The sequence below is a fragment of the Streptomyces sp. ADI95-16 genome (genome assembly GCF_003721495.1).
Taxonomy (GTDB): Bacteria; Actinomycetota; Actinomycetes; order Streptomycetales; family Streptomycetaceae; genus Streptomyces; species Streptomyces goshikiensis.
In genome coordinates this window covers 5,429,303-5,451,773 of sequence record NZ_CP033581.1, presented here as the reverse complement: position 1 = coordinate 5,451,773, position 22,471 = coordinate 5,429,303, and the positions used below count along the sequence as shown (strand labels likewise).

Annotated in this window: 23 protein-coding genes; 8 read left to right on the top strand and 15 right to left on the bottom strand. The window is 73.8% G+C overall.

Annotated features, from left to right (window positions below):
- Positions 1-34 precede the first annotated feature (34 nt).
- From fxsA to EES41_RS24500, 4 genes are all read right to left on the bottom strand, one after another.
- The gene (fxsA, locus tag EES41_RS24520) at positions 35-235 is read right to left on the bottom strand and encodes an FxSxx-COOH cyclophane-containing RiPP peptide (protein WP_037798119.1); all 201 of its coding nucleotides are present in this window, start codon (positions 233-235) and stop codon (positions 35-37) included.
- 199 nt (positions 236-434) lie between these two features.
- Positions 435-3,662 carry an SAV_2336 N-terminal domain-related protein gene (locus EES41_RS43860; protein WP_164495938.1) on the bottom strand — a complete coding sequence of 1,076 codons (3,228 nt, stop codon included), beginning with the start codon at positions 3,660-3,662 and terminating at the stop codon, positions 435-437.
- A gap of 4 nt (positions 3,663-3,666) precedes the next feature.
- Positions 3,667-4,764, bottom strand: coding sequence for a MoxR family ATPase (locus EES41_RS24505; protein WP_123080336.1), 1,098 nt, complete (start codon positions 4,762-4,764; stop codon positions 3,667-3,669).
- Between the two features lie 19 nt (positions 4,765-4,783).
- Positions 4,784-6,835, bottom strand: a complete 2,052-nt coding sequence (locus tag EES41_RS24500; RefSeq protein WP_123080335.1) for a trypsin-like peptidase domain-containing protein — start codon at positions 6,833-6,835, stop codon at positions 4,784-4,786.
- Positions 6,836-6,977: 142 nt separating this feature from the next.
- Here EES41_RS24500 and EES41_RS24495 point away from each other — a divergent pair, with 142 nt between their 5' ends.
- Positions 6,978-7,163, top strand: a complete 186-nt coding sequence (locus EES41_RS24495; protein ID WP_008741559.1) for a DUF6104 family protein — start codon at positions 6,978-6,980, stop codon at positions 7,161-7,163.
- A gap of 105 nt (positions 7,164-7,268) precedes the next feature.
- Here EES41_RS24495 and sodN read toward each other — a convergent pair whose 3' ends face one another.
- The gene (gene sodN / locus EES41_RS24490; RefSeq protein WP_008741558.1) at positions 7,269-7,664 is read right to left on the bottom strand and encodes a superoxide dismutase, Ni; all 396 of its coding nucleotides are present in this window, start codon (positions 7,662-7,664) and stop codon (positions 7,269-7,271) included.
- A 182-nt stretch (positions 7,665-7,846) separates the two neighbouring features.
- Between sodN and sodX the strand changes: the two genes are divergently transcribed.
- Positions 7,847-8,266 carry a nickel-type superoxide dismutase maturation protease gene (gene sodX / locus EES41_RS24485; RefSeq protein WP_123080334.1) on the top strand — a complete coding sequence of 140 codons (420 nt, stop codon included), beginning with the start codon at positions 7,847-7,849 and terminating at the stop codon, positions 8,264-8,266.
- Here sodX and EES41_RS24480 read toward each other — a convergent pair.
- Positions 8,170-8,799 carry a CGNR zinc finger domain-containing protein gene (locus EES41_RS24480; protein WP_008741556.1) on the bottom strand — a complete coding sequence of 210 codons (630 nt, stop codon included), beginning with the start codon at positions 8,797-8,799 and terminating at the stop codon, positions 8,170-8,172. The two genes, sodX and EES41_RS24480, sit on opposite strands and share 97 nt — an antisense overlap.
- Before the next feature lie 82 nt (positions 8,800-8,881).
- Between EES41_RS24480 and EES41_RS24475 the strand changes: the two genes are divergently transcribed.
- Entirely contained in the window at positions 8,882-9,637 is a 756-nt protein-coding gene (locus tag EES41_RS24475; protein WP_123080333.1) for a trans-aconitate 2-methyltransferase, read from the top strand.
- 60 nt (positions 9,638-9,697) lie between these two features.
- On the opposite strand, the gene EES41_RS24470 is transcribed toward EES41_RS24475, so the two are convergent.
- From EES41_RS24470 to EES41_RS24460, 3 genes are read right to left on the bottom strand one after another with little or no spacing between them, the layout of a single operon-like run.
- Positions 9,698-10,465 (bottom strand): amino acid ABC transporter ATP-binding protein, encoded by a 768-nt coding sequence (locus tag EES41_RS24470; protein WP_123080332.1) that lies wholly within the window; start codon positions 10,463-10,465, stop codon positions 9,698-9,700.
- Positions 10,462-11,412 (bottom strand): amino acid ABC transporter permease, encoded by a 951-nt coding sequence (locus tag EES41_RS24465; RefSeq protein ID WP_123080331.1) that lies wholly within the window; start codon positions 11,410-11,412, stop codon positions 10,462-10,464. The genes EES41_RS24470 and EES41_RS24465 overlap by 4 nt, the downstream gene beginning before the upstream one ends.
- Before the next feature lie 36 nt (positions 11,413-11,448).
- Positions 11,449-12,408 carry an ABC transporter substrate-binding protein gene (locus EES41_RS24460; RefSeq protein WP_100583707.1) on the bottom strand — a complete coding sequence of 320 codons (960 nt, stop codon included), beginning with the start codon at positions 12,406-12,408 and terminating at the stop codon, positions 11,449-11,451.
- Between the two features lie 522 nt (positions 12,409-12,930).
- On the opposite strand from EES41_RS24460, the gene EES41_RS24455 reads away from it, so the two are divergent.
- The 4 genes from EES41_RS24455 to EES41_RS24440 all read left to right on the top strand — a co-directional run bounded on the left by EES41_RS24455 (position 12,931) and on the right by EES41_RS24440 (position 16,382).
- On the top strand, positions 12,931-14,133 hold the full coding sequence (locus EES41_RS24455) for an NADP-dependent malic enzyme (RefSeq protein WP_123080330.1): 1,203 nt from the start codon (positions 12,931-12,933) through the stop codon (positions 14,131-14,133).
- 440 nt (positions 14,134-14,573) lie between these two features.
- The gene (locus EES41_RS24450; protein ID WP_123080329.1) at positions 14,574-15,536 is read left to right on the top strand and encodes a zinc-binding dehydrogenase; all 963 of its coding nucleotides are present in this window, start codon (positions 14,574-14,576) and stop codon (positions 15,534-15,536) included.
- A 73-nt stretch (positions 15,537-15,609) separates the two neighbouring features.
- Positions 15,610-15,819 (top strand): helix-turn-helix domain-containing protein, encoded by a 210-nt coding sequence (locus EES41_RS24445; protein WP_008741547.1) that lies wholly within the window; start codon positions 15,610-15,612, stop codon positions 15,817-15,819.
- On the top strand, positions 15,819-16,382 hold the full coding sequence (locus EES41_RS24440) for a Clp protease N-terminal domain-containing protein (protein WP_123080328.1): 564 nt from the start codon (positions 15,819-15,821) through the stop codon (positions 16,380-16,382). Before EES41_RS24445 ends, EES41_RS24440 begins: the two co-directional genes overlap by 1 nt.
- Here the strand turns inward: EES41_RS24440 and EES41_RS24435 are convergent.
- The 3 genes from EES41_RS24435 to EES41_RS24425 form a co-directional block, all read right to left on the bottom strand.
- Entirely contained in the window at positions 16,379-17,293 is a 915-nt protein-coding gene (locus EES41_RS24435; RefSeq protein WP_123080327.1) for a PadR family transcriptional regulator, read from the bottom strand. The two genes, EES41_RS24440 and EES41_RS24435, sit on opposite strands and share 4 nt — an antisense overlap.
- A 1-nt stretch (position 17,294) precedes the next feature.
- Positions 17,295-18,239 (bottom strand): DUF4097 family beta strand repeat-containing protein, encoded by a 945-nt coding sequence (locus tag EES41_RS24430; RefSeq protein WP_123080326.1) that lies wholly within the window; start codon positions 18,237-18,239, stop codon positions 17,295-17,297.
- Positions 18,240-19,016: 777 nt separating this feature from the next.
- Positions 19,017-19,949, bottom strand: a complete 933-nt coding sequence (locus tag EES41_RS24425; RefSeq protein ID WP_123080325.1) for a LysR family transcriptional regulator — start codon at positions 19,947-19,949, stop codon at positions 19,017-19,019.
- Between the two features lie 206 nt (positions 19,950-20,155).
- Between EES41_RS24425 and snpA the strand changes: the two genes are divergently transcribed.
- Entirely contained in the window at positions 20,156-20,824 is a 669-nt protein-coding gene (gene snpA, locus EES41_RS24420) for a snapalysin (RefSeq protein WP_123080324.1), read from the top strand.
- Between the two features lie 4 nt (positions 20,825-20,828).
- Here the strand turns inward: snpA and EES41_RS24415 are convergent, their stop codons facing one another.
- From EES41_RS24415 to EES41_RS24405, 3 genes are all read right to left on the bottom strand, one after another.
- Positions 20,829-21,038: a hypothetical protein gene (locus EES41_RS24415; protein ID WP_123080323.1), complete on the bottom strand. Its 210-nt coding sequence runs from the start codon at positions 21,036-21,038 to the stop codon at positions 20,829-20,831.
- A gap of 37 nt (positions 21,039-21,075) precedes the next feature.
- Complete coding sequence (locus EES41_RS24410; protein ID WP_123080322.1) at positions 21,076-21,657, bottom strand: dihydrofolate reductase family protein; 582 nt, start codon at positions 21,655-21,657, stop codon at positions 21,076-21,078.
- A gap of 103 nt (positions 21,658-21,760) precedes the next feature.
- Positions 21,761-22,363 (bottom strand): GNAT family N-acetyltransferase, encoded by a 603-nt coding sequence (locus tag EES41_RS24405; RefSeq protein ID WP_123080321.1) that lies wholly within the window; start codon positions 22,361-22,363, stop codon positions 21,761-21,763.
- Positions 22,364-22,471 lie beyond the last annotated feature (108 nt).

Sequence of the window (22,471 nt, the reverse complement as noted above, 5' to 3'; positions counted from 1 at the left end):
CGGCGGAAAGCGGTCAACTCCGGCTCTTCGCGGGTCAGTCGACTCCGGAGTCGAAGGCGTTGAGGATCTCGGCGGGATGCGTGACCCGTTGCACCATGCCGGCGATGACCTGCGCGAGCACGGGGTGCTCGATCCCCCGCAACGCGGCCAGATCCAGCCCCGAGAGGTCCGGCAGACCCCCGGCGCACCCCGCCCCACCGATGACCTCGCCGGTCCCGTACGGCCGAGTCCCCATGCGTGTACCTCCGTTGGTCGTCGTGTCATCACTGCGGTGCCGCCTCGGGGCCCGGCCCCTGCCCCTGCGGCGCCGTTGCGGGGGCCAGCCCCCGAGCCCCCGCGCCTCAAACGCCGGCGGGGCTGAAAGGTCCAGCCCCGCCGGCGTTTGAGGCGCGGGGGCTGGGGCGGAGCCCCAGGAGGCCGGGCCGCGCGCGGCATCAGAGTTCGGTTTCCAGGGCCCGGAGGCGGGCGGACAGGGCCGCGGGGGGCGGGGCCCCGGCCCGGTTCCACAGGTCCAGCGCGGAGCGATAGGCGGCGACGGCCGCCCGCGGCCGCGCCAGCGCCTCCAGCACCTCGCCCCGCAGCCCCTGCACCACCGCCCCCAGCCGCACCGCCGCCCCCGCATCGCCGCAGGCGACCCCGCACCCCTCCTCGTCCGCCTCCATCGCCGCCCGCCACGCCCGCCGGTAGGAGTCCGCCGCCCGGTCCAGCCGCTCCGCGGCCCCGGTGTGGCGGTGGATCTCCCGCTGGACGTCGCCGTGTTCCCGCCACCCCCGCGCCCGCTCCAGCGGCCCCCGGCCCTGCCGGACCGCGAGGTCCAGCAGGTGTTCCGCCTCCCGGAGGTCCACCAGGTCCCCCTCGTACGCGTGGCGCAGCCGCAGCCCCTCCGCCAGCCGCAGCAGCCTCCGCGCCGAGCGGGGGTCCGATCTCGGGACCGCCGCCCGGCTTTCGCGCAGCACCCGTACCGCCGTGGACGCGAACGGCCGCCCGTCGGCCGCCCGGGCCCGCTCCAGGAGCACGTCCCCCCACTCGGGCAGGAGTTCCCCGTACGCGTCCCCGTCCCGGGGGATCAGCCTGCGGGCCCGTCCGTACGCCTCGGCCGCCTCCTCCAGCGCCGCCGGGTCCGCGTCCCGCGCGTACCGCGCCCGGTGCACCCGCGCCAGGCACACCAGCGCGGCCACCCGCAGCTCCGGGTCCCCGGTGGGTTCCGTCAGGGCCCGCGCCAGCTGGGCGGCCGCCTCCTCCAGCCGCCCGGGCAGGTACGACAGGGCCGTCGCCAGCTCCACCCGGATCCGCCGCCGCGCCTCGCTCCCGGCCTCGCTCCCGGGCTCCTCCGGCGCCGCCGTCAGCGCCGCCTCCAGCCGCCGCGCCGCCAGAGCGGCGAGTTCCTCGCGCTCCGCCGGATCCGGCGCGTGCGCCGCCAGGGCCAGCAGCACCCGCCCGAGCGCGAGCCGTACGCCCGCGTCCTGGCCGGCCAGGGCTTCCAGGGTGTCCCGCGCCTCCCGCAGGGCCCCGGTGTCGTCCCGGAGCCCGCTCAGCAGGATCAGGGACTCCGCCCGGCGCACCGCGCCCTCCAGCCGGAGCTCCCGGCCGGCCGCCGGGTCGGAGCCGACGGCCGCGAACTCCCGTTCCGCCGCGGCCAGCAGCGCGGCGTCCGGCTCGCCCGCGGCGGCCAGCGCCCGCTCGTGCAGCACCCGGCCCAGCGCCAGCCGCCCGGGCGGCCCGGGCGCGGCCCGCGCGGTGCGTTCCGCCTCGGCCAGCAGGTCCGTCTCCCGCCGCACCGCCCACAGCCGCAGCAGCGCCCCGGCCAGCTCGCACTCCGCCTCGCCCGGCGGGTCCGCGGGCCCGGCCGGTACGGTCACGGCCCGCCGCAGCACCGTGACCGCCTCGTACAGGGCGCGCTCGTCGCCGTCGGCGAGCCGGGCCCGCGCCGTCCGCACGGCCCAGTCCCGCGCGGGCGCCGCCGGGGGGTGCGCGCTCTCCCGGTCGGGCGGGGGCGGCTCCGGCAGGTAGCGCCGTACGACCTGGGCGGAGACCCGCGCGAACGCCTGCGGCACCGGCCCTTCGGGCATCTGCTCCGGTGTCTCCCCCTCGCCGGGCGCCCCGGCGGGTACGTCGGTCCGTACGCCGGCCTCCGCCACCGGCGTCCCGGTCAGCCGGGTGACCGCGAGCGCGGGGAAGTTCCGTACGCCCCGCCCGAAGTGGGCCAGCACGTACTCGGAGGAGTGCTTCAGCACCAGCGCCGCCTCGTCCCGCCCCAGCGGCCCCAGCAGTACCTCGCGCACCCCGGGTACGAACTCGTACCAGCCCGGCTCCCCGGTGCGCCGCAGCAGCCCGCTCAGCAGCACCTCCGCCAGGTCGGAGGGCTCCGAGTCCGGCAGCATGGTGCGCTGCACCAGCCGCATCACCGGCAGCGTGAGCGGCGCCGCCGACAGGTACACCGCCAGCTGTACGGCCCGGGGCGCGGCCGAGGAGCGGAAGCGCCGCACCAGCTCGCGCGGCGGGCGCGCGGCCGGGGGCGGCGGCAGCGGCGCCGCCGGATGGTCGGCGAACACCCGCCCCACCTCGGCCGGGACCGGACCGGTGCCCAGCCCCGCGACGAGCCGGGCCCACGCCCCGAGCGCGATCGCGCTGGGCGGCAGCACCGGCACCACCAGCCCGTCCCCGCCCCCGCCCGCGCGGCCGCCCGCGGATTGCGTGGAGCGGTCGGCCGCCCGGCCGGGGCGGCGGGGGCGGTCCGGGCTGAAGGCCAGCTTTCCGCCGCCGCCCTCGACGCGGCACAGGCCGCCCCGCTCGGTCGGCAGCCAGCTGCGGCCCCACAGCCGCTGCGGCAGCGGCTGGACGACCACGCACGGCGCGCACTCGGCCCACCGGTACAGCAGCCGCTGTGCCTCGCCCTCCCGCCACACCGGGCCCGCGCAGTCGGACACCACCATGGTCAGCGCCCGCCCGGTCGGGTCCCGCAGCTGGTCCCCGGAACGCTCCCCGGCTCCCGCGGCCGGCCCGCGCGCGAGGACGGCCCTGCCGTCCGCGAGCCGGTGCAGATAGGAGACCCGGACGTCCCGGAAGGCCCCGAGCCGCTCGCACACGGCCCGCAGTTCCTCGAACATGTCCTGCCACACCGCCATGGAGGGCGAGGCGTCCATCACCAGCCGTACGGTCGCCTCGCGCCGCGCCTCCGGCCGGAACACCGGGATGACCAGCCCGAGGGCGCGGGCGCTGGCCTCGGCGGTGGCCTGTTCGTCGAGCACCGTACGGGTCGGCGGGGCGCCGGGCCGGTGCCGCTGGAGGGCGCGCAGGGCCCGCTGGACCTCCAGGACGCGCGGCAGCGCGGCCGCCCCCGGCACCCGTACGGGCACCCCGCCCCCGAGCGGGGTCCCCGTGTCCGCCTCGGGTCCGGCGGCCCGGCGGGCCCGGGGCGCGTAGAGGCTGACCGGGTCCTCGGGGGCCGCCTCCTCCCGTACGGGCGCCTGCTCGCGCGGCGGCTCCGGCTCCTGCGGCGGCTCCTCGGGGGGCGGGCCCCCCTCCGGGGTCCCCGGCGTCCCGGGCGGCTCCCCGGCGGCCTCGGCCCGGGCGGTGCGCCCGGCCAGCCAGAGCGCGTCGGCGAGTTCGGCGGCGGACGGATCGAGCCCGGCCGCGCGGAGCAGGGCGATCAGCTCCCGCATGGCGTCACCTCGGCCGGTCGAGGCGCTGGATGAGCAGGTCCGCGAGGTCCTCCCGGGTGGGCGGGGCGGCGTAGTGGGTCAGGTAGATGGCGTTGAGCAGCTGGTCGGCGGCGACGAGCTCGGTCCGGGAGCGGCTGAGGAACTCCCGGATCAGATCGGCGCCGAGCCGGGCGGCCTCCTCGCCGAGATGGGCCCGCACCATGGTGGCGAGCCGTTTCTCCCCGGGCTGGCCTAGCTTCAGCTGGATGCACCGGCGCAGCAGCGCGGCCGGGAAGTCCCGCTCGCCGTTGCTGGTCAGCACGATGAACGGGAAGGCCCGGCAGCGCACCCGGCCGTCCCGGACGGTCACCTTCGCCCCGTCGTCGGTGACCACCCGCACCTCGGGCTCGGTGTCGGCGACCCGTTCCAGCTCGGGCAGCGTGAACTCGCCCTCCTCCAGCACGTTCAGGAGGTCGTTGGGCAGGTCGATGTCGCTCTTGTCCAGCTCGTCGATGAGCAGGACCCGCGGCCGGGCGGTGGGCAGCAGGGCCGTCCCCAGCGGTCCGAGCCGGATGTACTTGCCGATCCCGGACGCCCCGCCGGACGCCCCGCCACCCGCGCCACCCGCGCCACCCGCCGCCCCGCCGGCGGCGATCTGGACGTCCTGGAGCCGGGCGATGGCGTCGTAGCGGTACAGCCCCTCCTGGAGGACCGTGCGCGACACCACGGGCCAGCGCAGCACCCGGCCGAGCTTCAGCTCGTGGGCCACGGCGTGCGCCAGGGTGGACTTACCGGTTCCGGGGTAGCCGGTGACGAGCAGCGGGCGGCGCAGGTAGAGCGCGGCGTTGACCGCCTCCAGTTCCTCGGGTTCGGGCCGGTGCGCCTCGGCGGCCTGCCGGTGGGCACCGAGGCGCCGGGCCACGTTCCCGTCCGGCGCGTCCGGCCCCTGGCCGCCCCCCTCGCCCCCGCCCCCGGCCCCGCCGCCGCCTTCGCCCGCGGCCCCGTCGGCGGGCTCCGCCGCCGGGCCCCCGTCGAAGTCCCGCCAGGGCGGCGGACCGGGCAGCGCGCCGATGCCGTCGTGGGGCTCGCCGACCCCCCGGTAGATGAGCCACTCGTCATTCATGGACGCTCCTCTGCGCACGTCACAGGTCACCCCGTAACGGCTCGTCCTCCGGCAGCGGCCGGCCCGGGTCGTCCCAGACCAGCCCCACCCCCACCGCCCAGTACGCGTCCGGGTCCGCCCCGTGCGCCCGTGCCCGCAGGGCCCGCAGCCGCAGGGGCAGCACCTCGCCGCGCCCCGCCTCGGCCAGTTCCTCCCGCAACCCCCGGTGGAACGGGGCGCACGACACTCCCGGGTCCCCCGGGGGCCGCCGGCACACCACCACCCCGTACCCCGCCTCCCGCACCCCGTGCAGCGCCCCGAGCGTGGGCTCCCGCTCCGCCGCCCGGCACAGCACCGGGACGGTGTGCTCCGCCAGCCCGGCCAGCCACGGGGGCGAGGGGCTGCGGGGCCGCCCCCGCGAGCAGTCCGCCCGCTGGCCGGCCGGCGGGCCCGCCTGGACCCGCGCCCAGCGGCCGCCCGCGGTCTGCGAGACCCCGGCGTAGCGGAACACCACCGGCCGCTGCGTGCCCACCGGTACCCCGCCGGCCACCACCCACTCGTCCACCGCGAGCCCGAACAGCTCCGGCTCGACCGCCACTTCGAGCAGCGCGGCCGCCTCGTGCGTGTCGCAGCGCCGGAACCCCTCGGCCAGCGGTGCCCGCAGCGCGTCCGGCAGCCGCGCCAGGGTGGCCCGTACGCCCGAGTCCACCGGGGTGGCCTGCGCGGGCCGGGTCGGGCCCGCCAGGACGGACACCCGCCAGTCGTAGACGTCCTCCCAGCCGTGCGCCCACGCCTCCAGCAGGACCGAGGGCCCCGGCGGCAGCCCCTCGGCCGCGCGGGCCGGTCCGTACGGGGCCCGGCCGGCCGACGCCCGCCGCCGCCGGGACCGTTCGGCGAGGCCGCGGTCGTGCCGCTCGGCCAGTTCCCGGCGCAGCGGCCGCCACAGCCGCGCCGCGGTGGCCCGTACCCAGTCCCAGAGTTCCTCGTCGGCTCCGGGGGACGGCGGCTCCCGGTGGTCGGCGACGCTCACGTCGGTGGCGTACCGGAGCATCGCGGCGGCCTCGCCGGAGCCGCCGGGCGGATCGTGCAGCAGCCCCAGGCCGTCGCGCCAGCTCAGCGGGGCGGGCAGGGCGGGGTCGGGTTCCTCGCCGCGGGCGGCCTCGGCGAGCGCCCGGACGGCCTCGGAGGAGCCCGGCGGGGGCAGTTCGGCGAGCAGCCCGCACAGGGTGGTGAGTTCGCCGGGGGTGAGCCGGCGGCCGCCGTACGGATCGGGGTCGGCGGCGGCGAGTTCCTCGTGGACGTCGGTCCAGGTGCGCCGGCTGTCGAGATCGCTGAGGTGCTGGTCGTGGTGGTAGAGGTCGTGGGCCTGCATGACCCGGCGGTAGAGCCCGGTCTGCCCGGTCGCGGCCATCGGCAGGGTGCGCAACTGGGCCACGGACACGGCGAGTCCGCCGCCGCCCGTGTGCCGGCGGGCCTTGACCACGCCGACGACCTCGCCGCGGGCCAGGTCCACCACGGGCCCGCCGGACATGCCGGGCTCGATCTCGTCGTCGTCGCCGAGCCGGATGGCGGCCCCGTTCGCGGCGGTGCCGCGCAGCCGGGTGGTGCGGCCGGTGATCTCGGCGATCCCGAGGTCCTCGGTGCAGCCGAAGTAGGCGGCCTCCGCCAGCCGGGGCCCGGCCCGGTCGGTCAGCCAGACGCAGGCGTGCGTGACGGGCGCGAGGACCCGTACGAGCGCCAGGTCGGGCAGGTCCCACAGGGCGAGCCGGCCGGGCCGCTGCCGCTCCAGCCGTTCGGGCAGTACGCATTCCACGCGCCCGGCGACGGTCCCGGTGGCGCCGCCCGCGCCGGAGGAGAAGGTGATGCCGATCTCCCGTCCCGCCAGACGCACCGCAGCACCCCCTTCGCCGACCACGTGCGCGCACGTCAGCACCCAGCCGGGGGCGATGAAGAAGCCGCTCCCCCACGTGGGTCCGGTGCCATGGGATCCATACCCGTCCGGCGGGGCGTGGACGCGTACGGTCGCCGCCCGGACGAGGGGTTCCAGGAGCTCGAAGGCGCGTGCGGAGCCGCCCGTGCGCCCGTCCGGCATCCGCTGGCCCCCGACTCCCACGTGCCCCGCCTAAGCATTCCAGGCTAGCGCCGGGAACGGGGAGGGCGGGAGATCTCTCCCAGTAAGCGGATTATCCTGGCGGGAAACACCCCTTCACCCTCATCACGGCACGGAGCCCGACTTGTACTTCACCGATCGCGGCATCGAGGAGCTGGAGAAGCGGCGCGGCGAGGAGGAGGTCACCTTCGAGTGGCTCGCCGAGCAGCTGCGCACCTTCGTCGACCTGAACCCGGACTTCGAGGTCCCGGTGGAGCGGCTGGCCACCTGGCTGGCCCGCCTGGACGACGACGAGGCCGACGACGAGTAGCCACGGCGTACCCCGGGCGGACGTCAGGGGCACGCGAAGGGGCCCGACCGGTCAGCGGTCGGGCCCCTTCGGCTGTGCGGCCGGCGGTGAGCCGGGGCTGCCGGATCAGGCGGCCTTGGTCTCCCAGAAGATCCGGTCGATCTCGGCGATGAGCTCAAGGGCCTTCTGGCCCGTCGCCGGGTCGTTCGACGCCTTCGCGGCCGAGAGGGCCTTCAGGGTGTCGTTGACCAGCGTGTGCAGCTGCGGGTACTTCTCGAAGTGCGGGGGCTTGAAGTAGTCGCTCCACAGCACCGAGACGTGGTGCTTGGCGAGCTCGGCCCGCTGCTCCTTGATGGTGATGGCGCGCGCGCGGAAGTCGGCGTCCTCGTTGGCCTGGTACTTCTCCTGGACGGCCTTGACGGACTCGGCCTCGATGCGGGCCTGGGCAGGGTCGTACACGCCGCACGGCAGGTCACAGTGGGCGGAGACCTTCGCCTTGGGGGCGAAGAGGCGGGAAAGCATGGGGTAATTCCTCCTCGTGATCGTCTTCTCAAGGGGGAGATTACTCGCTCGGATACCGGAATTCTCGGCCGCCCCCGTGGGCTTAGGACAAAAGTCCAGGGTGCCGGGAGGCGGGGTGAGCGAATGTACGGGCGCGTGCGGCAGCATGCGGGGAGGGACGAGGAGGCCGGGGAGGCCAGGCGATGGTGGAGAACAGGCGCTCGCGGACGCGCTTCGAGGTGTTCGAGGTGACGGGCCCGTCGATGGTGCCCACGCTGCTGCACGGGGACCGGCTGGTGGTGCGCCACGGCAAGGTGGTCCGGCCGGGTGACGTGGTGGTGCTGCGGCATCCGTTCCAGCAGGACCTGCTGGTGGTGAAGCGGGCGGTGGAGCGGCGCCCGGGCGGCTGGTGGGTGCTCGGGGACAACCCGTACAACGAGACCGGCGACAGCACCGACTACGGGACGGTGCCCGAGGAGCTGGTGCTGGCGACGGCCGTGCTGCGGCTGCGGCCGCTCCCGGCGGATCAGCGTTCGCTGAGGGCGCGGCTGTCCTGGGCGGCCTCGGCGCTGCGCCCGCTGTGGGCGGACGTCTCGGCTTCCAGCCGCTTGCGGGCGCGGTAGGCGGCGACGTTGGCGCGGGTGGCGCAGCGGTCGGAGCAGTAGCGCCGGGAGCGGTTGGTGGAGGTGTCGAGGTAGGCGTTGCGGCAGGGCGCGGCCTGGCACAGCCCGAGGCGGTCGGGGCCGTGCTCGGTGAGGTGGAAGGCCAGCCCGAAGGACGCGATGGCGGCGTACCCGGCGGAGGCGTTCGAGGGGTGGTCGGCGAGGTGGATGTGCCAGTTGGGCGCGCCGTCCTCGCCGAGGGTCTCGTGGCCCGAGACCTGGGGGCTGACGGGGAACTCCATGAGCAGCGAGTTCAGCAGGTCGACGGCGAGGACGTGGTCGCCGCCGTCGGCGGCCTCGAACACGGCGCGCAGCCGGCCGCGCACGTTGCGGAAGCGGGTCACGTCGGCGTCGGTGACCCGGCGGGCGGCCTGCACTCCGGGGCCGAAGAGGGCACGGACGGCGTCCACGGAGGTGAGCGCGTCCTTGTTGCGGGCCGGCTCCTCGGTGTTGACCAGACGCACGGCATGGTCCGAGTAATGGGCCAGTTCCACTTGTAGTCCTTACGGCTGCGGATTAGGGTCTCGGGTAACGGCTGAGACGTCTTCGAGGGTATTACGTGTGGAGGGGTTCGGGATGGTGGACACCGTGACCGACTGGCAGGCCTGGCAGTCGAGCTGGGACCGGCAGCAGGAGTGGTACATGCCCGACCGCGAGGAGCGGTTCCGGGTGATGCTGGACATGGTCGAGGCCCTGGTGGGCCCCGCCCCCCGGGTGCTGGACCTCGCGTGCGGTACGGGAAGTATCACGGACCGCGTCTTCAAGCGCTTCCCGGACGCCACCAGCACGGGCGTCGACCTGGACCCCGCGCTGCTGACCATCGCCCGGGGCCACTTCGCGGGGGACGAGCGGGTCGGCTTCGTCACCGCCGACCTGAAGGACCCGGACTGGCCCTCGGCGCTCCCGTACGACACGTACGACGCGGTGCTGACGGCCACCGCCCTGCACTGGCTGCACAGCCCCCGGCTGGCGGTGCTCTACGGGCAGCTGGCCCCGCTGGTCCGCCCGGGCGGCGTCTTCATGAACGCCGACCACATGCCCGACCCGACGACCCCGCTGATCAACGCCGCCGAGCGGGCCCACCGGCACGCCGGCATGGACCGGGCCCGGGCGGCCGGCGCCCTCGACTGGGCCGACTGGTGGGCGGAGGCGGCCGCCGACCCGGTGCTGGCCGAGCCGACCAAGCGCCGCTTCGAGATCTACGGGGAGCACGCCGACGGCGACACCCCGGACGCCGCCTGGCACGCCCGGACGCTGCGCGAGGCGGGCTTCTCGGAGGCCCGTACGGTCTGGCGCTCGCCTTCGGACGCCCTGGTGCTCGGGGTCAAGTAGCGGGCGACGCGTGAGGGGCGGTACGGGAATCCCGTACCGCCCCTCAACCACGTGACGCGCCTACAGCACCTTGGACAGGAACGCCTTCGTCCGGTCGTGCTGCGGGTTGCCCAGGACCTCGCGCGGGTGCCCGGACTCGACGACCACGCCGCCGTCCATGAAGACGAGGTTGTCCCCGACCTCGCGGGCGAAGCCCATCTCGTGCGTGACCACGATCATGGTCATGCCCGATTCGGCCAGGTCCCGCATGACGTCGAGGACGTCACCGACGAGCTCCGGGTCGAGCGCCGAGGTGGGCTCGTCGAAGAGCATCAGCTTCGGCTCCATCGCCAGCGCGCGGGCGATCGCCACGCGCTGCTGCTGGCCGCCGGAGAGCTGCGTCGGGTAGTTGCCGCCCTTGTCGCCGAGGCCCACGCGGTCGAGCAGCTTGACCGCGCGCTCGCGCGCCACGGCCTTGCTCTCGCCCTTGACCATGACCGGGGCTTCCATGACGTTCTCGATGGCCGTCATGTGCGGGAACAGGTTGAAGCGCTGGAAGACCATGCCGATCTCGCGGCGCTGGGCCGCGACCTCGCTGTCCTTCAGCTCGTAGAGCTTGTCGCCCTTCTGCTTGTACCCGACCAGCTGGCCGTCCACCGAGAGGCGCCCGGCGTTGATGCGCTCCAGGTGGTTGATGCAGCGCAGGAAGGTCGACTTGCCGGAGCCGGACGGGCCGACCAGGCAGAAGACCTCGCGCGGGGCGACTTCGAGGTCGATGCCGCGCAGGATGTGGGCGGCGCCGTACGACTTGTGGACGCCCTCGGCCTTGACCATCGGCTGAGCGGTCATCGCGCGACCTCCGTACGGCGGAACATGTTCAGGTTGGCACGCAGGCGCTGGAACGGCGTCGGCGGCAGGTTCCGCATGGAACCACGGGCGAAGCGGCGCTCCAGGTAGTACTGGCCGACGCTGAACACACTGGTCAGAGCCAGGTACCAGAAGGAGGCCACGAACAGCATCTCCATGATGGCACCGGCCGTGTTGCCGATGTTCGACGAAGCCCGCAGGAGCTCCGTGTACTGCACCGCCGAGACCAGTGACGAGGTCTTCAGCATGTTGATGAACTCGTTGCCGGTCGGCGGGATGATCACGCGCATCGCCTGCGGGAGCACGATCCGGCGCATGGTCTTCGTCTGCGGCATGCCGAGCGCGTGGGCGGCCTCGGTCTGGCCCTCGTCGACCGACTGGATGCCGGCCCGGACGATCTCCGCCATGTACGCGCCCTCGTTCAGGCCGAGGCCCAGCAGCGCGACCATGAACGGCGTCATGATGTCGACGGTCTCGTTCTTGTAGATCGGACCGAGGTTGATGTACTGGAAGATCAGCGACAGGTTGAACCACACCAGCAGCTGGACGTACACCGGGGTACCGCGGAAGAACCAGATGTAGAGCCAGGAGACGGCGCCCGTCACCGGGTTCTTGGACAGGCGCATCACCGCGAACACGATGCCGAGCACGAGTCCCAGCGCCATGGACGAAACGCTGATGATCACGGTGTTCCCGAGGCCGCTGAGGACCGCCGGGTCGAACAGCTTGTCCTTGACCGTCGCCCAGATGACGTTGCCCTGGGAGAAGGCGTAGACGAGCCAGCCGAGCAGCGCGACCACGATCACGCCGCTGACCCAGCGGCCGTAGTGCCGCACCGGGATTGCCTTGATGGCCTCGTACGGGGTGCCCGAGGCGCCGGGTCCGGCCGGCGGGGTGTCGGCCGGACCCTTTTCGATCTTGTCAGTCACAATGACTGCCCTTCAGTGGAGCGTGGAGCGCGGGACTTACTGACCGGCGTTGACCGTCGCGGACTTGACGGCACTGTCCTGCACGTTCCACTTCTCAAGAGCCTTGCCGTAGGAGCCGTCCTTGATGGCGGCGTCGAGGGCCTGCTTGAGGGCGTCGCGGAGCTGGGTGTTCTCCTTGCTCACGCCGATGCCGAAGAGGCCGACGCCGGTCTGCTGGCCGGCGATCTCGAAGTCGTTGCCGCCGCCGGAGGTCTTCACGGTGTACGCGGCGACCGGGTAGTCGTTCAGGTCGGCGACGGCGCCGCCGGCCTTGACGCGGGTCTGCGCCTCGGCGTCGGTGTCGAAGGCCTGGATGGTGAGCTTCTTGTCACCGCACTTCTCGGCCTGCTTCTTGAACTCGTCCTCGTAGGTCGTGCCGCGCTGGACGGCCACGGTCTTGCCGCAGAGGTCGTCCAGGGTCTTGATGCCCTCGGGGTTGCCCTTCTTGACGAGGAGCGAGAGGCCGGAGGAGAAGTAGTCGACGAAGTCGATCCCCTTGCCGATCTTCTGGCCCTTGTCGTCCAGGCCCTCCTGGCGCTGCTTGTTGTCGGTGATCGACGACATGATCGCGTCCTGGCGGCCCGTGTAGATCGAGGTGATCAGACCGTCGAAGGTGCCCGCGGTGAACTCCAGCTTCACGCCGAGCTGCTTGCCGAGCGCCTCGGCGATGTCGGGGTCGACACCGACGATCTTGCCGCCCTCGACGAACTCCATCGGCGCGTACGCCGAGTCCGTGCCGACCTTGATGACACCGGCGTCCTGGATCTTCTTCGGCAGGGCCGAGAAGAGGGGGGCCGCGTTGTCCTTCTTGGCCGAGGAGGAGGGAGTGGACGAGCCGCCGCTCTCGGTCTGGTCACCACAGCCGGTGAGGACGAGGGCGCCGGCGACCGCGATCGCGCCGACCGCGGCGATGCGGGACCGGGCGGCGGTCGTACGACGGGTGGTGCTTGCGGTCATGGGCTGGTTCCTCCGACAGGTGGAAAGCATCCGAAAACGGTCGTGGCACGCACCATCGAGTGTCGCGACCTTGTGTGGTTACGGCATCTTGCCATTCGGACTGACGCATTCAGGCAGCTCGTCAGGTCAAAATCGGATAACGGACATCCCCGGCGACCCATCAGCCCTGCGGGCGCTGGCTCTTCCGACCGGACTATGCGCTGTGACCAGCGCCTTTCACCGCAGCATTTACTGTGCGTCTCGACTGTTGGACAGTAAGGTTTGGACCTTTCGCCAAAACCGGGACAGCAGGCTTAGGGTCGAGCAGGAATCGACTCGTCTGGGCGAGCGTTCTTCCGGTAAAACGGATCCTTACACCCCTCACCAGGGGCTCAGGGCGCGCGTGCGGCGCGCCCGCGCGTACGAACCTCCCCTCCGCGCAGACGGGCAAACCGTCGGCGCGGAGTACGGACGCGGTGCCCGCCCACCCCTTAACCAGGAGTGGTCACCCTCAACGATTCAAAAACTTAAGGGGCCAAGAAAGTGGCAGCGGAGATCGTCAATCCTCGCAGCGACAGCGGGACGGACAACAACCCCGATGCGGTGTTCGCGCTGCACCGGGGCGGCAAGATGGCCGTGCAGGCCACCGTGCCCGTCAACGACAAGGACGACCTGTCCCTCGCGTACACGCCGGGTGTGGCCAAGGTCTGCACCGCCATCGCGGAGAACCCGGAGCTCGTCCACGAGTACACCTGGAAGTCCAACGTCGTGGCCGTCGTCACCGACGGTACGGCCGTGCTCGGACTCGGTGACATCGGGCCCGAGGCCTCCCTCCCCGTGATGGAGGGCAAGGCCATCCTGTTCAAGCAGTTCGGTGGGGTCGACGCGGTTCCGATCGCGCTCGCGACCAAGGACACCGAGGAGATCATCGAGACGGTCATCCGTCTCGCTCCCTCGTTCGGCGGCGTGAACCTGGAGGACATCTCCGCCCCGCGCTGCTTCGAGATCGAGCGCCGGCTCCAGGAAGCCCTGGACATCCCGATCTTCCACGACGACCAGCACGGCACGGCCATCGTGACGCTGGCCGCCATGCGCAACGCGGCGAAGCTGACCGGCCGCACCCTCGGCGACCTGCGCGCCGTGATCTCGGGCGCGGGCGCGGCGGGCATCGCCATCGCCAAGATCCTGGTGGACGCGGGCATCGGCGACGTCTGCGTCACCGACCGCAAGGGCGTCGTCTCCGCGGACCGCTCCGACCTGACGGACGTCAAGGCGGAGATCGCGGGCCTGACGAACAGGACCGGCCTCACCGGCTCGCTGGAGTCCGCCCTCGCGGGCGCCGACGTGTTCATCGGCGTCTCCGGCGGCACGGTGCCCGAGGAGGCGGTGGCCTCGATGGCGAAGGACGCGTTCGTCTTCGCCATGGCCAACCCGAACCCGGAGGTCCACCCGGAGGTCGCGCACAAGTACGCGGCGGTCGTGGCCACGGGCCGCTCGGACTTCCCGAACCAGATCAACAACGTGCTGGCGTTCCCGGGCATCTTCGCGGGCGCCCTGAAGGTCCGCGCGACCCGGATCACCGAGGGCATGAAGATCGCCGCCGCCGACGCCATCGCCGACGTCGTGGGTGACGAGCTCGCCGCCGACTACGTGATCCCCTCGCCGTTCGACGAGCGCGTCGCCACGGCCGTCTCGGCCGCGGTCGCCGCCGCGGCGAAGGCCGACGGCGTGGCCCGCCTGGCCTGAGCCTCACCCGGTTCCACGTGAAGGGGCCCGGCCGGATCACTCCGGCCGGGCCCTTTCGCGTGACGCGGCACCCGGGACACCCGTACGGGTGTCCGGGGGACGCGGCGGAACGCACCCTCCTGGCCCCCGAACCGGGAGGGGTCGTTCGTCGTGGGGCGGTCGAGCCGGAATGACAGGCTCATGATCAGCAGTACCGCGCGGCTTGAATATTACCCCGCCCCGGGGCTGGTTCATGACGTTCCGGTTCCATCTTCCGATGGCGCAAGAACCCATGCGGGAGCCGCAGTTGACAGGGCGTCTCACTATTCCGCTCCGGCCCCCCGCCCACCCATCTGGACGCAGCCCCGCACCCGCCCGGTTCCCGCGGATCCCATTGATCCGAACCCGCCGGGGAAGCCGGGCCTGGTGGCAGCCCCTACCGGGCGGTAGCGTCTGGCGGCATGTTCGCTGCCTACGCCGCCCGAATCGACCGTGACCAGCCGCTGAGCGGCCTTGAGCTGGGCGAGCGCCCGGCCCCCGAGGCCCGCCCCGGCTGGGTGACCGTGAACGTCAAGGCCGCCTCGCTCAACCACCACGATCTGTGGTCGCTGCGCGGGGTGGGCCTCGGCGAGGACAAACTCCCGATGATCCTGGGCTGCGACGCCGCCGGGATCGACCAGGACGGCAACGAGGTCGTCCTGCACTCCGTGATCGGCCAGAGCGGCCACGGGGTCGGCCCCGACGAACCGCGCTCGATCCTGACCGAGCGCTACCAGGGGACCTTCGCCGAGCAGGTGACCGTCCCGGCCTGGAACGTCCTGCCCAAGCCCGCCGAGCTGTCGTTCGAGGAGGCCGCCTGCCTGCCGACGGCATGGCTGACGGCGTACCGGATGCTGTTCACCAACGCGGGCGTCCGCCCCGGTGACTCCGTACTGGTCCAGGGCGCGGGCGGCGGGGTCGCGACGGCCGCGATCGTCCTCGGCAAGGCGGCGGGCCTGCGGGTCTTCGCCACCAGCCGGGACGAGGCCAAGCGCGAGCGGGCCGTGGAGCTGGGCGCGCTGGAGGCGTACGAGCCGGGCGCGCGGCTCCCCCGGCGGGTGGACGCGGTGATCGAGACGGTCGGCGCGGCCACCTGGTCGCACTCGGTGAAGTCGCTGCGGCCGGGCGGGACGCTGGTCATCTCCGGCGCCACCAGCGGGGACCGGCCGGCGCACGCCGAGCTGACCCGGATCTTCTTCCTGGAGCTGAAGGTGGTCGGCTCGACCATGGGCTCGAAGGACGAACTGGAGGACCTGCTGTCCTTCTGCGCGGCGACGGGCGTGCGGCCGGTGATCGACGAGGTGCTGCCGCTGGGCCGGGCGCGGGAGGGCTTCGAGAAGCTCGCGTCGGGCGACCTGTTCGGCAAGGTGGTCCTGACGGTCTGACCGGACCGGCCGGACACCCTCCTGTGTCAACTGGGGTTGACGACCTCCCGTTCGTCAACCTACATTGACAGGCATGACGGAAGCCACTGATCTCGCCGAACGGGCCGGTGACCGCGACCCGCGCGTGGGCCTGCGTGCCGTGGCCGCCCTCCGCAGGCTGCTGGAGCAGCTGGAGGCGGTACAGGTGCGCAGTGCCCGCGCGCAGGGGTGGTCCTGGCAGGAGATCGCGGCCGAGCTGGGCGTGAGCCGGCAGGCCGTGCACAAGAAGCACGGGAGGGTTTGATGTTCGAGCGCTTCACGACCGCGGCCCGGGACGCCGTGACGGGAGCCGTGGCCGAGGCCCGGCGGGCCGGGGCGGCCACCGTCACCGAGGAACACCTGCTGCTGGCGCTGCTCGCCCAGGGAACGCTGGACCCGCTGGGCGTGGACCGCGCGGCGGTCGCCGCCGGCCTCGCCCGGGCCCGCCGCCGGGGCGGGATGTCCAGGGCCGACGAGGAGGCGCTGGCCGGCCTCGGGATCGACCTGACCCGGATCCTGTCCCGGGTGGAGGAGACCCACGGCGAGGGCGCCCTGGCGGCCGCGGCCCCCCGCCGGCGGACCCTCGGGACCTCGCTCCGCTCGGCCCTCGGCCGCCCGGAGCCGGCCGGCCGCCACGTCCCCTTCGCCCCGGGCTCGAAGCGGGTGCTGGAACGGTCCCTCCGGATCGCCCTGGGCCGCGGCGACCGCCACATCGCCGCCCCGCACCTGCTCCTGGCCCTGCTGTCCCGCCCGGGCACGGTCTCCGAGGTCCTCGCGGACCACGGGGTCACCTACGAGGCGGCCGAGTCGGGCCTGACGGGCCCTTAAGCCCTGAGCGTGCCGGTGACGCGGGCGGCGGCCGCGGCCAGATGGGCGCGGGCCTCGGCCAGCTGGGCCGGGGAGACCCCGTGGTCGCGGGCGGCGTCGCGGACGTCGTCGCGGAACCGGTCGAGCAGCCGGTCCAGGTCCCGGGCCGGGTCGGCCGTCGGGGCCAGGTCCTCGGCCCAGTCGGAGCCGGCGGCGGCCGAGGCGGCGGTGCTCGTGGCGTTGGCGGCACCGGCGGCACTGCTGCCGGAGCCCGCGCCCGCGGATCCGCCGCCGAGCCAGGCGCCGGCCAGGCTGCCCAGCATGCCGCCCGACTTCGCGAACTGCTCCTGGAACTGGGCCGCGATGCGCTGGACCTCCTCACGGGCCCGCTCCTGCGCCTCCTTGGCCTGGCGGCGGGCCTGCTGGGCCTCCTCGCGGGCCCGGCGGCTCTCGTCCTTCGCCCGCCGCGCCTGCTCCTTCCACTCGTGCTTCGCCTTGCGCAGCTCCTCCTTGGCCGCCGTCCAGGACGCGTCCTCGACGGGGGTCGCGGTCGCGGAGGCCGCGGCCCGCATCTCGCGCCGCAGATCGCCGGCCGCGCCCCTGACGTCCGCACGGATCTCGGCGGCCAGTTCGGAGACCGACTCGCGGATCTCCAGCTCCAGGTCGGCGAGCTCGCCGCGGCGGTCGGCCAGTTCGGCGCGGCCCGCCTCGGTGATGGAGTACACCTTGCGCCCGCCCTCGGTGGCGTACGTGACCAGGCCCTCGGCCTCCAGCTTGGCGAGCCGGGGGTACACGGTGCCCGCGGAGGGCGCGTACAGGCCCTGGAAGCGCTCCTCCAGCAGGCGGATCACCTCGTACCCGTGGCGCGGGGCCTCGTCCAGGAGCCCCAGGAGGTAGAGGCGGAGGCGTCCGTGGGCGAAGACGGGCGGCATGTCAGAGCACCTTCTTGTCGAGCGTGAGGGGGGTGGAGGGGGTCGGGGGGGTCGCGGCGTCGGCGGCCGGCCGGCGCAGCAGGGCGATGGCCCCGGAGACGGTGGTGGCCCTCAGGGTGCCGGTCCCCGCGCCCAGGGTGCCGGTGATCCGCTTGGCGCCCAGCTGGCCGGAGACCCGGAGGTCCTCGAAGGCGTTGGAGACCCCGCCGGTGGCGGTGTTGGCCTCGACGCGGGCGTCGGCCGGGTGCGGCAGACGGATCGCGACCTGGCCGGAGACGGAGTTGAGGAAGATGTCCACCGGGCTCGGCGCGGCCGGGTCGAGGGCCAGGTCGATGAGCATGTCACCGCTGACGGAGTCGGCCCGTACGCTGCCGCCGGCGCCGTCGACCACGGTCAGGCCGCCGGAGACGGAATGGAAACCGAGCTCGCCGGTGACGGACTGGGCCTCGACGCCGCCGGACACGGTGTGCGCCTTGACCCTGCCGGAGAGGCCGACGAGCGTGGCGTCGCCGGAGACGCCGTTGACGTCGGTGCCGCCTCGGATGCCGGAGACGAACGCGGCGGCGCTGACGGTGGTCACGTGGACGCGGGTGGCCGCGGGGACGGTGAGGGTGACGGTGGCGCTGCGCTCCCAGGCCTTGCGGCCGCTGCCGTCGCCGGAGCCGGCGGACCAGGCCTTCCAGGGCTTGGCCGCGAGCCACTCCTTGAAGCCCCGGGTGCCGTTCCAGGGGAGGTCCTCGTAGGAGACGGTGAGGACGCCGCCGTCCTGCACGACCTGCAGCGGCGGCCCGTCCACCGCGGCGACCTCCAGCCGGGCGGGGCCCTCGTCGGAGGCGACCACGTTGACGGTCCCGCCGACCAGGCGTACGTGGAGCTCGGCGACGGGCTCGTCGAAGGTGAGCTTCTGCGGTTCGGCGACCGACCGCGTCGACGTCTGCTCTGCCATTGCGGATCCTCCTCGGACGTACGCGGACTGGGTCTCGACGCTCGCAACATATCGCGTCTCTCGAAAGACACGATATATCGCGCCCGCCCGAAGTCAAGCCACTCGCCTCCCGGCCCCAGCCCCGCGGGCCGCCCCCTGGGCCCCGCCGGCGCGACTCCAGCCCCGCCGGCGCGACTCCAGCCCCGCCAGCACCACTCCAGCCCCGCCAGCACCACTCCAGCCCCGCCAGCACCACTCCAGCCCCACCGGCACCACTCCAGCCCCGCCGGCGTTTGAGGCGCGGGGGTCCGGGGGCTGGCCCCCGGCGACGGCGCCGCACGTCAGGACACGCTTCGGCCCCGCGGGCCGTCTGCTGGGGCTCCGCCCCAGACCCCGCGCCTCAAACGCCGGCGAGGCTGAAATGGCGCGGGGCGCAGCCCAAGACGGGGCACCGAGCAACCAGGGCAGGCGCGGCCAAGCGGCGCAGCCGGGGCGGGCGCGCAGGCGGCCCAGGCGGGCGTACTGGCGGTGCAGCCGGGCGTACTGGCGGTGCAGCCGGGGCGGGCGCGGCCAGGCCGTGCGGCCGGGGGCGCCCGGACAGGCGGCGCAGGCGGGCGTGCGGGCGGCGGGCAGGCGCGGCCAAGCGGCGCGACCAGGGGCAGGCGCGCCCAAGCGGTGCGGCCGGGGTCACCCGGACAGGCGGCGCAGCCGGGGGCGGGCCCGGGCAGGCGGCGCAGCCGGGGGCACCCGGACAGGGGGCGGGCCCGGGCGGTGGGGTCGGGTGAGGCCCCGGAGGGGTTAGGCGGCCAGGAGGGGGCTTTCGTGGTGGTGGAGCCACGCCCGGTACGGCGGGGTCCGCAGCGCGGCCTCGCGATAGGCCGAGCGGAGGTCCTCGAAGACCTCCGCGTGCGCCCCCGGCCGGGTCGCCAGCAGCAGCCGCACCGCCAGCGGGTCCCCCGACAGCGGCCGGATCGCCATGTCGTCCCGCGGCCCGGACGTCGGCTGGCACGGCGCGACCGCCTCGCCGGAGATGATCAGCGAGGTCGCGGTGTGGTAGTCGGCGTGCAGGACGGGCGGATCGAGCCCGGCGCCCGCGAAGACCCGCCGCAGGCCGTCCCACTCGCCGTCGACCGACGGGTCGACCGTCCACCGGTCGCCGGCCAGGTCCCGTAGGTCCACCACCGGCCGCGCCGCCGCCGGATGGTCCCGGGACATCGACACGAACTGCGGCTCCCGTTCCATCAGGACCCGCATCTCCAGCCCGGCGGGCACCCGCAGCGGACTGCCCTCGACCTCGTGCACGAACGCCACGTCCAGCTGACCCGAATCCACCATCCGCAGCAGCGCGTTGGCCGAGACGTCCACCACCAGCGTGGTCTCGGTGTCCGGAAGCCTGCGGTGCAGCCGGCGCAGCCATCCCGGCAGGGCGCGGCTGGCCGTGGAGCCCAGCCGCAGCCTCGGCCCCCGGGCCACCGCCCGCGCCTCGGCCACCAGCGCGGCCATCTCGGCGAGCAGCGGACGGGCCCGGCCGAGTACCGTGCGCCCGAACGGGGTGGGCCGGCAGCCCGTCCGCTCGCGCAGGAACAGCTCGCCCTCCAGGGCCCGTTCGATCCGGCGCAGCTGGGTCGTCAACGAGGGCTGGCTCACGCCGAGTTGCCGCGCCGCCTTGTGCAGGCTGCCGGCGTCGGCGATGGCGCACAGGGCGCGCAGGTGCCTGACCTCAAGCTCCATGTCCAGAGGGTAGGCCGGGTCCAGTGGACCGCACCAGCCACTGACGACCCACCGAATCCCGCCATTCTCACGGAAGTTGGCTTGCCGAAACCCTCCGATAACCCGGAGCTATCGGTGGCTGACATCATCCCCCGCCCCCTTCCGCTCCCGCAGAATCCGGTACCGAACCACCCACCCCCCGCACCGGATGAGTAGGAGCCCCCCACATGCGCCACTCCCGTACCTCCCGAACGGCCGTACTGGCCGCCACCCTCGGCCTCGGCCTGGCCACGGCCGTCGTCGGCGTCGCCCCCACCGCCAGCGCTGCCCCGGCGCCCGTCGGCAACGCCGCCAGCTACGCCGCGTACGAGCGCTCGCAGGAGAACGAGTCCGCCAACGCCGCGTTCTTCGACGCGGTCCGGCGCTCGGTGGCCGAGCAGCGTGCCGCGAACCCCGGCATCCGGGCCGTGACCGTCACGTACAACACCCGCAACGCACCGAGCTTCCGTAGCCAGATAGCCCGTTCCACGCAGATCTGGAACAGCTCGGTGGCCAACGTCAAGCTCCAGGAAGTGTCCTCCGGCGGGAACTTCTCGTACTACGAGGGCAATGACTCGCGCGGTTCCTACGCGAGCACCGACGGCCACGGCCGGGGTTACATCTTCCTCGACTACCAGCAGAACCAGCAGTACAACTCCACCCGGGTGACCGCGCACGAGACGGGCCACGTGCTGGGTCTGCCGGACCACTACTCCGGGCCGTGCTCCGAGCTGATGTCGGGCGGCGGCCCGGGCACCTCGTGCCAGAACACCAACCCGAACGCCGCCGAGCGGTCCCGCGTCAACCAGCTGTGGGCCAATGGCCTGGTCGCCTCCGGCCTGGGGTCGAAGGGCTGAAGGGCTAGCCGCCCGCCGGGGAGACGGACGCCGGACAGTCCGGGTTCCGGCAGGAACCCGCCACCCACTCCGGTACGAAGATCCCCAGGGACTTGCGCCGTCTGACGACGGTGTCGACGGAGCCGCCACAGGCCGGGCACACGCGCTGCGCGTGTCCGGCCTGCGGTGCGACCCTGATGCGTGCCTGCTCGTCGTCGCGCTGCTGACCGGTCATACCTCCACGGTAGGCCGGTTTCCGTCCGCGCGGGGGGTCAGAGCGCGCGGGCGTAGGTGGTGACGAGCTGGCCGCCGCCGAAGGTCTCGACCCCGGTCAGCTCCAGCCCCCGCGGCGCGAAGCCGGCGCGCGACATCGGGATGCCGGAGCCCGCGAACACCGGGTACGTCTTGACGATGAACTCGTCGATCTCGTCGGCCAGCCGGCCGGCCAGGTCGGCTCCGCCGCACAGGTAGATCCCGAGGCCGGGCCGCGCCTTCAGCTCGCGCACCAGCTCGACGGCGTCCCCGCTGAAGATCTTCACGGCCGGGTCGGGCGACTCGGTCAGCGTCCGGGACAGCACGTACTGCTCCAGGTGGGCGTAGGGGCTGGTGATCCCCGCCTTGAGCGCCGGGTCATAGGTGCCGCGCCCCATCAGGACCGTGTCGAAGCGCTTCGCGGCGCCCGCGTCGACGCCCAGGAGGGCCCGGACGTGCGTGGGCAGGGTCTCCGGGAACTCCGCCACCATGTGGGCGATGCACTCCGCGTCGGTCCAGCGGGTGAGGAAGTCGCCGTCCCCCTCCGGGTCCGCGATGAACCCGTCGACGGACGTGCCGACGTAATACGTGAGCTTGCGCAAGTAGATCTCTTTCGCTCGACCGCACCCCTCGACCGGGGCACGTCAGTCAAAGTACTGCATCTGAAGTACTTCAACAAGCCCCTTGTCCTTCGGCGGCCCGGCCTCAGCCCCGCGGCTTGCGCCACATCGGCCACATCAGCGGCCCGTCCGGCAGCCGCACCGGCTCCCCCGTGACCTCCCAGCCGAGCCGCTCGTACAGCACCTTGCTGCGCTCGCTGCTCGCCTCCAGGTACGCCGGCACGCCCTCGCGGTCGCAGCGCTCCAGCACCGGCCGCATCAGTTCCGTGCCGAGCCCCTCCCCCTGCCGGCCGGGCGCGACCGCGATCATCAGCAGGTACTCGTGCTCCTCGGCGGTCGGGTGCACCGCGCCCGTGAGCCGCCTCACCAGCTCGCACCGCTCGTTGTCGGGATCGGCCACCGCCCGCATCCGCGCCGGCACCTCGTCCTCGGCGGCCTCGCCCCCGGGATCACCGGCCGGGACCCGCAGCCACAGCGCCGCCGCCGAGCCGTCCACCGCGCAGTCGATCCGGCCCTCCTCCAGCGCCACGTCCACGAAGACGCCGAGGAACTTCCCGTGCACCGCCGCCCGGTGCTCCGGATCCGGGAAGACCCAGCCGCTCACCGGGTCGTCACGGAAGGCCACGTCCAGCAGCCGCGCCACCGCGTCCCGGTCGGACTGGTCCGCCTGACGTATCTCCAGCACCATGGGTCACACCCTTCGCTCACGCCTCAACAGCCTTGAGCGATCCTAGAGTTGACCCCGAATGCGCGGAAAGCCCTGTTCCGGCACCTCATGGTGCCGGAACAGGGCTTG